The organism is Sphaerisporangium sp. NPDC005288, assembly GCF_040607475.1.
In the GTDB taxonomy this organism is placed as follows: domain Bacteria; phylum Actinomycetota; class Actinomycetes; order Streptosporangiales; family Streptosporangiaceae; genus Sphaerisporangium; species Sphaerisporangium rhizosphaerae.
In genome coordinates this window covers 124,795-136,451 of sequence record NZ_JBEXGT010000015.1, presented here as the reverse complement: position 1 = coordinate 136,451, position 11,657 = coordinate 124,795, and the positions used below count along the sequence as shown (strand labels likewise).

The following is an 11,657-nucleotide window of genomic DNA, read 5'->3' as shown; positions in this document are numbered from 1 at the left end:
GTGCCCCGAAGCCGACAACGCATTGCCACCAGGAGCGACTAGGACGTCTCCTTCCGCTTTCCGCGACGGCCGGGATGGCTACAGGTACGACCGCGGAAAAGAACGGCACTCTATACGCTAGCCGAGCTTCAGTTAGACTAACTTGAGTTAGTCTAACTACATGGGGATAACGGAGAAGCCTGCCGAGGTGTTCGGGCGGGACATGGAGTGGCGCGACCTCAGCGAGTTCGTGGAATCGTCCGCACCCGGCCTGCGCATCGGCGTCATCTACGGCCGTCGTCGCCAAGGCAAGAGTTTCCTGCTCAGGCGCCTGGCTCGTGCGGCGTCCGGCCTCTACTCGATGGCGGTCGAGCAGGAAGCACAGCCGGCGCTGCGACGCTTCGCCGACGCCATGGCCCGGGCCGAGGGACGTTCACAGGGTGCGCTCGTGCCGGACAGCTGGGAGACCGCTCTGGACCACGCCCTGCGCCGGCACCGCCTCGTCGTCATCGACGAGTACCCGTTCCTTCTCAAGAACGCCCCAGAACTTTCCTCTCTGGTCCAGTCGGTCTACGACGAATGGGACTACCGTGCGGAGGGCTCGCCGGCCCGCCTGCTGCTGTGCGGCTCGGCGATCTCGGTGATGTCCGAGCTTTTGTCGGGCGCCCATCCCTTGCGAGGCCGCGCCGTCCTGGACATGTGCCTGCAGACGTTCAACTTCCGGGAGTCGGCGGCGTTCTGGCAGGCCGCCGATCCGGAGATCGCCTTCCATCTCCATGCCATCTTCGGTGGGACGCCCGGCTACCGGGCGTTGATCGACCCGCCGGTGCCCGAACGGGTGGAGGATCTCGGCCCCTGGCTGGCGAAGACCGTGCTCAATCCCGCTCACGCGCTTTTCGACGAGAACGACTACCTCCTCCGGGAGGACCCCCGCATCACCGATCGCGCGCTCTATCATTCCATCCTGGCCGCGATCGCCTCAGGAGCAGGCACCCCGAGCCAGATCGGCCGCCAGATCGGCCGGCCGGACCGTGCCCTCGCCCATCCTCTGTCCGTCCTGCGGGCCTCAGGGTTCATCCGACCGGTGCATGACGTGCTGAAACAGCGTGGCACCCAGTTGACTCTCATGGATCCGATCGTCCGCTTCCACAACACGATCATGTGGCGCCGCCTGGCCGATCTCGAAGAACGGCGGGGCGAGGATGTGTGGGCCTCCTCCTCTGACACCTTCCTCCGGCAGGTGCTCGGCCCGCATTTCGAAGACCTCGCCCGGGAGTGGACATCACGGTTCGCCGCCCAGGAGATCATCGGTGCGCCGGTGGGGGCGGTGGGTCAGACGGTCGTCAGCGATCCCACCGGCCGGGCGCAGCACCAGGTCGACGTAGTGGCGCTCGCCGCCGGAGAACCGCTGTTCGCCAAGAACGCCCGCGTCGTCCTGCTCGGTGAGGCCAAGTACACGACCCGGCAACGGACGGTCGCCGACCTGCGCCGCCTGGAACATGTGCGGGCGTTGCTCAGCGGTCGAGGCGTACAGGCGGACCGGGCCGCGTTGGCCGTCTTCTCACGCACCGGCTTCGACGCCGAGCTCCAGCGCGAAGCCGCCGGCCGCCCCGACGTCCATCTGATCACCCTCGCCGACCTCTACGGCGCCTCCGCCTTCTGACGACCCGCCTCACGGCAGGGAGGGTCACGGCGTGTCGGACGGACGCAGACTGTGCCTTATGACAGATGACGCCACCCGTGTCCTTCTCGATCGGTTCCTCGGCGCCGTTCGGCCGTCTCTGCCGTTGGTCGCGTTATGGGCGCACGGGTCACTGGGGGGCGGTGACTACCAGCCCGGGCGCAGCGACCTGGACTTGATCGCCGTCGTCGCCCGGCCGTGCACGGCGGAGGAGGAAAGGGCTGTCGAGGACGCGCATGAGCGCCTGGAGAGAGACATGCCCCTCGCCGCGAAGCTGCACTGCAGCTATGTCGCCGTCCCTGAGGCGGCTGATCCGGGGCAGGACCATCTCACCTGGGCCCACCAGGAGCTGTTCCGCCGCCCCGTCACGCCGGTGACCAGGCGCGAGCTGCACGACTTCGGGCTGGTCATCCACGGTCTCACCCCGGCGTCGATCCTGCCGCCGGTGACCGACGAGGAGCTGAAAGGCTTCGTCGCCGGCGACCTGGCGGGCTACTGGCGTCCGTCCCTGGAGTTCCCCGAGGAGTACCAGGAGGACATCTGGATCGACCTCAGCCTGCTGACCCTGGCCAGAGCGACGGTGACCCTGCGCGAGGGGCGCCTGATCACCAAACGGGAGGCCCTGGACGTGCTCGCCCGGCTCGGCGCCCCGGCCGAGGTCGTCGACGACATCAGGCGACGCCGCTACGAGACGCCCGCGCCCGCCCCGGCCTCCCCGGAATGGCGCACCCGCCGTGCCGCCCTGACCCTCGACTACCTCGCCCCCGCCATCGACCGCACGGTGTCCGCACACGATCTCCAGCGCGGCCATCCCCGGCAAGAGCGGTAGAGGCGTCCACCCCCTGATCGCTCAGCGGTCCACGACCACCGGGACGAGGACCTTCACGTTCCGAGACCGCCGCGCCGTGGAGGGCCCCCGGGCATGGAGGGAGTCCTGCCCGGGGGTGGGGGTTACTTGGCGGCTTTGAGGTAGTCGCGGTTCATTTGGGCGATGGCGTCGAGGCTGATGCCCTTGGGGCAGACCGCGGTGCATTCGCCGGTGTTGGTGCAGCCGCCGAAGCCTTCGAGGTCCATCTGGTCGACCATCGCCACGACGCGGGAGTCGCGTTCTGGCTGCCCCTGCGGGAGCAGGCCGAGGTGGGTGATCTTGGCCGCGGTGAACAGCGAGGCCGAGCCGTTGGGGCAGGCGGCCACGCAGGCGCCGCAGCCGATGCAGGTGGCGGCGTCGAAGGCCGAGTCGGCGTCGTCCTTCTTCACCGGGACGCTGTGCGCGTCCGGCGCCGAGCCCGCGGGCACGGAGATGAAGCCGCCGGCCTGGATGATGCGGTCGAAGGAGCTCCGGTCGACGACCAGGTCCTTGACCACGGGGAACGGCGCGGCGCGCCACGGCTCGATGGTGACGGTGGCGCCGTCCTCGAAGTGGCGCATGTGGAGCTGGCAGGTGGTCGTGGCGCGCTGCTCGCCGTGGGCGACGCCGTTGATGACCATGCCGCACATGCCGCAGATGCCTTCGCGGCAGTCGTGGTCGAACGCGACGGGGTCGTCGCCTTCGAGGATGAGCCGCTCGTTGAGGACGTCCAGCATCTCCAGGAAGGACATGTCCGGCGACACGTCCGTGACCTGATAAGTCACCATCCGTCCGCTGTCGGCGGGGCCGTTCTGCCGCCAGACCTTCAGGGTGAGGTTCATGGTTCCGCTTACCGTTCCTCGGTCGCAGGGCGGGGCTCAGGACGCGTGACCGCGCTCACTTGTAGCTCCGCTGGGTCATCTTGACGTACTCGTACTCGAGCTCTTCCTTGTGCAGCACCGGCGTGCCGCCGGCGCCGTACTCCCACGCCGCCACGTACGCGAAGCCCTCGTCGTCGCGCAGGGCCTCACCGTCCTCGGTCTGCGACTCGGCGCGGAAGTGGCCGCCGCAGGACTCGGTGCGGTGCAGGGCGTCCAGGCACATCAGCTCGGCCAGGTCGAAGAAGTCGGCGACCCGCCCGGCCCGTTCCAGCGCCTGGTTCAGGCCCTCCCCCTCGCCCGGCACCTTGACGTTGTTCCAGAACTCCTCGCGCAGCTCAGGAATGCGCTCAAGGGCCTTGCGCAGGCTCTCCTCGGTGCGCTCCATGCCGCAGTAGTCCCACATGAGCTTGCCCAGCTCGCGGTGGTAGGAGTCGGCGGTGCGGGTGCCGTCGACCGACAGCAGACGGCCGATCTTGCCGGTGACCTGGCCGATCGCCTCGTCCACGTCCGCCTGGCCGACCTCGCCGAACGGGCCGCCGGCCAGGTAGTCGCCGAGCGTGGTCGGCAGGACGAAGTAGCCGTCGGCGAGCCCCTGCATCAGCGCGGAGGCGCCGAGCCGGTTGGCGCCGTGGTCGGAGAAGTTGGCCTCGCCGATCACGAACAGGCCGGGGACGGTGGACTGCAGGTCGTAGTCCACCCACAGACCGCCCATGGTGTAGTGGACGGCCGGGTAGATGCGCATGGGCCGGGTGTAGGGGTCCTCGCCGGTGATGCGCTCGTACATCTCGAAGAGGTTGCCGTACTTCTTCTCGACGGCCTCGCGGCCCAGCCGGCCGATCGCGTCGGCGAAGTCGAGGTACACGCCGAGCCCGCCGGGTCCGACGCCGCGGCCCTCGTCACAGACGTTCTTGGCGGCGCGGGAGGCGATGTCGCGCGGCACCAGGTTGCCGAAAGCGGGATAGATCCGCTCCAGGTAGTAGTCGCGCTCGTCTTCTGGGATGTCCCCCGGCGCCCGGTCGTCGCCCTTGCGCACCGGCACCCACACCCGGCCGTCGTTGCGCAGCGACTCCGACATGAGCGTCAGCTTGGACTGGTAGTCGCCGCTGACCGGGATGCAGGTGGGGTGGATCTGGGTGTAGCACGGGTTGCCGAAGTAGGCGCCGCGCCGGTGGGCCCGCCAGATCGCCGTGGTGTTGCAGCCCTTGGCGTTGGTGGACAGGAAGAACACGTTGCCGTACCCGCCGGTGGCCAGCACGACGGCGTCGGCGAGGTGGGTCTCGATCTCGCCGGTGACCAGGTCGCGGACGATCACGCCGCGGGCCCGGCCGTCGCTGACGACCAGGTCGAGCATCTCGTGGCGGGTGTGCATCTCGACGGTCCCGGCGGCGATCTGCCGCTCCAGCGCCTGGTAGGCGCCGAGCAGGAGCTGCTGTCCCGTCTGGCCTCGCGCGTAGAAGGTGCGCGACACCTGCGCGCCGCCGAAGGAGCGGGTGTCGAGCAGGCCGCCGTACTCGCGGGCGAACGGCACGCCCTGGGCGACCGCCTGGTCGATGATGTTCACGCTGACCTGGGCGAGCCGGTAGACGTTGGACTCTCGGGCGCGGAAGTCGCCGCCCTTGACGGTGTCGTAGAACAGCCGGTAGATCGAGTCGCCGTCGCCGCGGTAGTTCTTGGCCGCGTTGATCCCGCCCTGGGCGGCGATCGAGTGGGCGCGGCGGGGCGAGTCCTGGTAGCAGAACGACTTGACCTTGTACCCCAGCTCGCCGAGCGTCGCGGCGGCGGAGCCGCCCGCCAGGCCGGTGCCGACGACGATGACCGTGAGCTTGCGCTTGTTGGCCGGGTTGACCAGTTTGGCGGAGAAGCGCCGCTTGTCCCAGCGGTCCTCGATGGGGCCTTCTGGGGCCTTGGTGTCGCGGATCGGGTCGCCGATCGTGTAGTTCACTTGACTGCTCCGATCGTCACGGCGATGGGGACGGCGAGGAAGCCGAGGACCAGCACGGCGGCGAGCACGGCCGCGCCGGCGTTGAGCAGGTGCCGGCTGCGTCCGCCGGCCAGGCCCAGGGTCTGGAAGGCGCTCCACAGGCCGTGGCGCAGGTGCAGCCCGATCATGATCAGGGCGACGACGTAGAAGGCGGTCACCCACCAGCGCGAGGGGTCGAAGCCCGCGATCACGCGGTCGTACGGGGTGGCGGCGAAGCCCTTGGGGTTGACCGCGCCGAAGGTCAGGTCGAGCAGGTGCCAGACGACGAACAGCACGATGATGACGCCGCCGTAGCGCATGGTGCGCACGACGTAGCCGCCCGCCTGCGACTTCCGCTTCGCCGCGTACTTGACCGGCCGCGCCTTGGCCGCGCGGCGGGCCAGCGAGACCGCCGCCCACATGTGCAGCACGACGGCGGCGGCGAGCACGATCTCGGTGAGGGTCAGCACGGTGCGGGCCGGCAGGGCCGGCTCGCCGACGGTGCGCAGCCACTCGGCGTAGGAGTTGAAGGTGTCCCTGCCGAGGAACAGCTTGGCGTTGCCGATCATGTGACCGATGAGGAAGAGCACCAGCACGGCGCCGCTGACGGCCATGACGGCCTTCTTGCCGTTGGACGAGCGCAGGAAGCCCTGCCGCCGCCCATGGCGCGCGCCGGGGCGCTTGGAGGACCTGGGGGGCGAGGTGCGCGGCGTCACCACAGCGGTGGCGGCGCCTCGGTCTATCGTCGATGTCACGTCTTCCGACGGTAGAGATGGGGCGTCCAGGCGTCCAAGTCATGAAACGCCTGGTCTCCATAGCCAGGCGCTATCCCCCATGGCTCGCCGGGCACGGCGCGTCCGCGTGCCCGGCGCCGATGCGAGCAATCTCACAGCGGGCGGGCCGACCTGGGAGATGCCGGAGCCGTCCCCGTACGCTGTGAGACGTGCAGCTACAGCAACTCGCGTCTTTCGTGGCTGTGGCCGAGACCTCGCACTTCACGCACGCGGCGGAGCGCATGCGCCTCGCCCAGCCCTCCCTCAGCAAGCAGATCAAGTCCCTGGAGGCCGACCTCGGGGCCGCCCTGTTCAGCCGCGCCCGGGGCAACGTGACGCTGACCCCGGCCGGCGAGGCGCTGCTGCCCCTGGCCCGCCGCATGCTGGCCGACGCCGACACCGCCCGCCGCGAGGTCGCCGAACTGGCCGGGCTGCGCCGCGGCCGGGTGCGCCTGGGGGCGACCCCGTCCCTGTGCGCCGGGCTGCTGGCCGACGCGCTGGCCCGCTTCCACCGCGACTATCCCGGCATCGACCTGCTGGTGGAGGAGGGCGGCTCGCGCGACCTGGTCCGCGACCTCGCCCGGGGCCAGCTCGACCTCGCGCTGATCATCCTGCCGCTGCAGAGCAGCGACCCGTCCCTGGTGACGCAGGAGATCCTCAAGGAGAACCTGGTCGTCGCCTCTCCGTCCGGCTCCACGGGCCGCAGGGCCTACGTCCGCATCGAGGAGCTGCGCGGCCGTCCGCTGGTGATGTTCCGGCGCGGCTACGACCTTCGCGAGGCGACCCTGAACGCCTGCCGCCAGGCGGGGTTCGAGCCGCGGTTCGCCGTCGAGGGCGGCGAGATGGACGCCGTGCTGCGCTTCGTGGAGGCCGGGCTGGGCGTCGCCGTGGTGCCCTCGATGGTGCTGGACGGGCGTCCGGGCCTGGCCGGCACCCCGCTCGCGCCGCCGGGGCTCGGCCGCACGATAGCGCTCGCTCACCGCAAAGACGTCGAACCGACCCGGGCGGCTCAGGCCTTCCGCGCTACGCTGCTCTCTTATCTGTCGCAAGCCGCGGAGGAGGGGTCGCTGCCGCAGGGTGTGGTGCTCGCCGAGCTGCCGGCCGTGTAACGCGTGGGGGTTACAGATCGGTACGTGCACGGCGTTTCATTTCCTATTCGGACCCCCAAGTCAGGGTTTTTCACTTCCATGCGTCAGAACGACTTTCGCTATATGGTGCAGGGCAACAGGCAAGGTCAGTCATCACGTCACAAGAGGAAGCAGTGACCGCGCTCTCGCCCGGCACGCCGGCGGCGCCCCACGAGATGCAGACGATCCTCCTCATCGAGGACGACGCGGGAGACGCGTTCCTCGTCGAGGAGCTGCTCGCCGGTGCGGCGACGCCTCCTAAGATCATTTGGGCGCGCAGCCTCGCCGAGAGCCGCGACCGGCTCACCGACGAGGTCCAGTGCGTGGTGGTCGATCTGTCGCTGCCCGACGCCACCGGCCTCGAGGCCCTCCGCCAGGTGATCACGATGGCGCCGGACACCGCCGTGCTGGTGCTCACCGGGCTCAACGACGCCCACGTCGGCGTCGAGGCCGTCGCCGTGGGCGCGCAGGACTACCTGGTCAAGCAGGACGTCGACGAGCGCCTGCTGGCCCGCGCCATCAGCTACGCCATCGAGCGCAAGCGCGCCGACCTCGCCCAGCGCAAGCTCGCCGACGCCCAGCACCTCAGCCGCGAGAACGCCCGCCTGGAGCACGGCCTGCTGCCCGTCCCCATGCTCAAGCCCGAGCTGGCGCGTGACGGGCTGCAACACCAGGCCCGCTACCTGCCCGGACGCCGCCAGGCCCTGCTGGCGGGCGACTTCTGGGACACCGTCCAGACCCCCGACGGGGCGGTGCACGTGGTCATCGGAGACGTGTGCGGCCACGGCCCGGACGAGGCGGCGCTCGGCGTCGCGCTGCGCATCGCCTGGCGCACGCTCGTGCTGGCCGGCCACACGGGCACCGAGTTGCTGACGACCCTGGAAGCCGTCTTGCGCAACGAACGCAAGTCCCCTGAGATCTTCACCACCATGTGCACGGTCACCATCGACCCCGGCCTGCGCACCGCCAAGCTCCACGTCGTCGGGCACCCGCCCCCCGTGTGGGTGCGCGGCGGGGTCGACGGCGGCGTCCTCGACGTCGTGCCGGACACGCCCTCCGGTCCTCCGCTCGGCATCTTCACCGACGTCGACTGGGCCACGATCGACCTCGAGCTCGGCGACGACTGGTCGATGCTGCTCTACACCGACGGCCTGATCGAGGCGACGGTGGGCGGCGGGCCCGACCTGCTCGGCACCGAGGGGCTCATCCGCCTCATCCGCGAGCAGGGCGAGATCGACCTCGACCGCATCATCACCTCGGTCCAGGAGATGCACAGGGACGCGCTCAGCGACGATCTGGCCGCCGTGCTGGTCGGCCGCAGGCCCCCGCCATGACCGACCTGGCGCCCCTCCCCGCCCCCGCACCGCCGAGCGGCGTCGGGCGCCTGCCCCTCGGACGGTGGTTCGCCATCACCGGGATGCTCGTGGCGCTGGCCTTCGCCCTCGGGTCCGCCGTCACGGTCATGACCGTCGAGCGCCTGCGGGTCGCCCGCGTGTCGGTCGTCGACGTGATCGACCCGGCCGTCCTGCACACCCTGGAGATCTCCACCGCCCTGTCGACGCAGGAGAGCTCCATCCGCGCCTTCGGACGCACGAACGAAGAGCAGTACCTGCGCGACTACCGGCAGGGTCTGCAGGCCGAGGCGGCCGCCACCGCCCGGCTCTCCGCCCTGGTGACCCGCATGGCCGACCCGGCGGTCCGCGCCGACTTCGACCGGCTCACCGTCGCCTCGGCCGCGTGGCGGCGCGACTACGCCGACGTCGTCATCGCCAAGGTGCCCACGCTGAAGACCGGCACCGCGACCACCTACGCCGCCGTCAACACCCTGCGCTTCGGCGCCGTGCGCGCGGCCCTGTCGGAGCAGCAGGACCATCTCGGCGACCTGCACGACGTCGGCAGCGCGCGCATCGAGGCGGGCTGGAAGTTCTTCTACTTCGTGCTCATCGCGATGGGCCTGGTCTTCGTCGGCGCGGCGGTGGCCTTCACGCTCATCGTCAGGTACATCGTGCTGCGGCCGATCTCCCAGCTCACCCACCAGGTGCGGGCGGTGGCGCTGGGCGACTTCGAGCACCAGCTCCAGGTGCGCCGGCCGGCCGAGCTGGCCGAGTTGTCGGGCCGCGTGGACGCCATGCGCGGGCGCATGCTGCGCGAGTGGCGCCGCGCCGCCGAGGCCCAGCGGCTGCTGTCGGACCAGGCGGCCGAGCTGCGCCGCTCCAACGCCGAGCTGGAGCAGTTCGCCTACGTGGCCAGTCACGACCTTCAGGAGCCGCTGCGCAAGGTGGCGAGCTTCACCCAGATGCTGGAGCAGCGGTACGGCCACCAGCTCGACGAGCGGGCCAAGCAGTACGTCACCTTCGCCGTCGACGGCGCCAAGCGTATGCAACTCCTCATCAACGATCTTCTGAACCTTTCCCGTGTGGGCCGGGTGGGCGGCGAGAAGGCCCCGACGGACATGGAGAAGGTGCTGGACACCGCCGTGGGCAACGTCTCGGCGAAGATCGAGGACACCGACGCCGTCGTCTCGCACGACCCGATGCCCACGGTGTTCGGGGACCGCGTGCTGCTCGCCCAGCTTCTGCAGAACCTCATTGGCAATGCCTTGAAGTTCCGTTCGGAACGGACTCCGCGCGTCCACATCTCCGCCCGGCAGGAGGGTGACATGTGGGAGTTCGCCTGCGCGGACAACGGCATAGGCATCGACAGCAAGTACGCTGATCGGATCTTCCTGATATTTCAGCGCTTGCACCCACGGGACGTGTATCCCGGAACCGGCATCGGCCTGGCACTGTGCAGGAAGATCGTCGAGTACCACGGCGGCAAGATCTGGCTGGACGAGCCAGACCCCGGCAACCCCGGCACCACGTTCCGCTGGACCCTGCCCGCGATCACTGGAGATCAGCATGGATGACTACCGCTTCATCGACGTCCTTCTCGTCGAGGACGACCCTGGAGACGTCCTGCTGACCAAGGAGGCGTTCGAGCACAACAAGGTGCAGAACAAGCTCCACGTCGTCAGCGACGGCGAGCAGGCCATGGCCTTCCTGCGCCAGGAGGACCCCTACTTCGACGCGCCGCGGCCCGACCTGATCCTGCTCGACCTCAACCTGCCCCGCAAGGACGGCAGAGAGGTGCTGGAGGACATCAAGGCCGACGCCGCCCTGCGGAGCATCCCGGTGGTGGTGCTCACGACCTCCGAGGCCGAGGAGGACATCCTGCGCAGTTACCACCTGCACGCCAACGCCTACGTGGCCAAGCCGGTCGACTTCGACCAGTTCATCAAAGTGGTCCGTCAGATCGACGATTTCTTCGTGACGGTCGTGAAACTGCCAAAGAACGGTCAACGTCTGTAGCCCCTGACACGGGGGTGACAGGGACGTGACAGGAATCACACGAGGTCGGCGGAAAAAGTGAGTGACCCTTCTCACACGCGGGGTACCCAGGGTCGTAACGTAGAGCCCCACCGGCCCGCGCGCGGCTGTGCGACCGGCGCGAACCACGACGCGCGCGGCATCCAGCCCTACGTGAAAGCCTCGGACCCTCACCTTTGACACCAGAGGGGTCCGCGGGAGGTGGAGAGTTCTCCGATGACCCAGACAACGGCCGGCCGGCCGATCAACGAACCGGGGCAGAGGAAGCAGCGGGCCCAGATCACGGCCCGCACCCTGCGCACGGACCGATGGTGGCTCGCACCGGCCATCACCTTCGCGGCGCTCGCGTCATTCCTCGTCTACGGCTTTTGGGCGATCTTCGATAAAAGTTACTTCATCGAGCCCTACATCGCCCCTTTCTCGTCGCCCTGCCTCGCGACCTCCTGCCCTGAGGGCGCGCGGTTCCTCGGGCTCGCGCCGTTCGGCGACTGGTGGACGCTGCCGCCCGGCATTTTGATCCTCGGCCTGCCGGCCGGTTTCCGTCTCACCTGTTACTACTACCGCAAGGGTTACTACCGCGCGTTCTGGCTCTCGCCGCCCGCCTGCTCGGTGGCCGAGCCGCACAAGAAGTACACCGGTGAGACCCGCCTTCCGCTGATCCTGCAGAACATCCACCGGTACTTCTTCTACGGCGCGATCCTCATCGCCCTGGTGCTCACCTGGGACGCGGTGCTGGCCCTGCGGGACGCGAACGGCAACTGGGGCCATGTGGGCCTCGGCACGGTCATCCTGTGGATCAACGTGGTGCTGATCTGGTCGTACACCTTGAGCTGCCACTCCTGCCGGCACATCACGGCCGGGCGGCTCAACCACTTCTCCAAGCACCCGGTGCGCTACAAGATGTGGACCTTCGTCTCCAAGCTGAACCGGCGGCACATGCTTCTGGCCTGGCTCTCCATGTACTCGGTCATGATCGCCGACCTCTACGTGCGGCTCGTCGCCAAGGGCATCGTCAACTTCCCGTTCGCGTAAGGAACACCA

10 protein-coding genes are annotated in these 11,657 nt (G+C 69.2%); 7 read left to right on the top strand and 3 right to left on the bottom strand.

Annotated elements, in window-relative coordinates:
• Window positions 1–160 precede the first annotated feature (160 nt).
• Window positions 161–1,642: an ATP-binding protein gene (locus ABZU32_RS16600; protein WP_354922884.1), complete on the top strand. Its 1,482-nt coding sequence runs from the start codon at window positions 161–163 to the stop codon at window positions 1,640–1,642.
• Between the two features lie 58 nt (window positions 1,643–1,700).
• Window positions 1,701–2,489 carry a nucleotidyltransferase gene (locus ABZU32_RS16595; protein WP_354922881.1) on the top strand — a complete coding sequence of 263 codons (789 nt, stop codon included), beginning with the start codon at window positions 1,701–1,703 and terminating at the stop codon, window positions 2,487–2,489.
• 122 nt (window positions 2,490–2,611) lie between these two features.
• Here the strand turns inward: ABZU32_RS16595 and ABZU32_RS16590 are convergent, their stop codons facing one another.
• The 3 genes from ABZU32_RS16590 to ABZU32_RS16580 are packed head-to-tail and all read right to left on the bottom strand — an operon-like array spanning window position 2,612 to window position 6,103.
• Entirely contained in the window at window positions 2,612–3,349 is a 738-nt protein-coding gene (locus ABZU32_RS16590) for a succinate dehydrogenase/fumarate reductase iron-sulfur subunit (RefSeq protein WP_354840264.1), read from the bottom strand.
• Window positions 3,350–3,404: 55 nt separating this feature from the next.
• Window positions 3,405–5,330 carry a fumarate reductase/succinate dehydrogenase flavoprotein subunit gene (locus tag ABZU32_RS16585; protein WP_354922878.1) on the bottom strand — a complete coding sequence of 642 codons (1,926 nt, stop codon included), beginning with the start codon at window positions 5,328–5,330 and terminating at the stop codon, window positions 3,405–3,407.
• The gene (locus ABZU32_RS16580) at window positions 5,327–6,103 is read right to left on the bottom strand and encodes a succinate dehydrogenase cytochrome b subunit (protein ID WP_354922875.1); all 777 of its coding nucleotides are present in this window, start codon (window positions 6,101–6,103) and stop codon (window positions 5,327–5,329) included. Before ABZU32_RS16580 ends, ABZU32_RS16585 begins: the two co-directional genes overlap by 4 nt.
• 188 nt (window positions 6,104–6,291) lie before the next feature.
• Here ABZU32_RS16580 and ABZU32_RS16575 point away from each other — a divergent pair, with 188 nt between their 5' ends.
• The 5 genes from ABZU32_RS16575 to ABZU32_RS16555 all read left to right on the top strand — a co-directional run bounded on the left by ABZU32_RS16575 (window position 6,292) and on the right by ABZU32_RS16555 (window position 11,648).
• The gene (locus ABZU32_RS16575) at window positions 6,292–7,230 is read left to right on the top strand and encodes a LysR substrate-binding domain-containing protein (protein ID WP_354922872.1); all 939 of its coding nucleotides are present in this window, start codon (window positions 6,292–6,294) and stop codon (window positions 7,228–7,230) included.
• A 152-nt stretch (window positions 7,231–7,382) separates the two neighbouring features.
• Window positions 7,383–8,582: a SpoIIE family protein phosphatase gene (locus tag ABZU32_RS16570; protein WP_354922870.1), complete on the top strand. Its 1,200-nt coding sequence runs from the start codon at window positions 7,383–7,385 to the stop codon at window positions 8,580–8,582.
• A complete protein-coding gene (locus tag ABZU32_RS16565) occupies window positions 8,579–10,156 on the top strand; it encodes an ATP-binding protein (protein ID WP_354922867.1) in 1,578 nt (525 codons plus the stop codon). Before ABZU32_RS16570 ends, ABZU32_RS16565 begins: the two co-directional genes overlap by 4 nt.
• Complete coding sequence (locus tag ABZU32_RS16560; RefSeq protein ID WP_354922864.1) at window positions 10,149–10,598, top strand: response regulator; 450 nt, start codon at window positions 10,149–10,151, stop codon at window positions 10,596–10,598. Before ABZU32_RS16565 ends, ABZU32_RS16560 begins: the two co-directional genes overlap by 8 nt.
• Window positions 10,599–10,832: 234 nt before the next feature.
• Window positions 10,833–11,648 (top strand): hypothetical protein, encoded by an 816-nt coding sequence (locus ABZU32_RS16555; protein WP_354922861.1) that lies wholly within the window; start codon window positions 10,833–10,835, stop codon window positions 11,646–11,648.
• Window positions 11,649–11,657 lie beyond the last annotated feature (9 nt).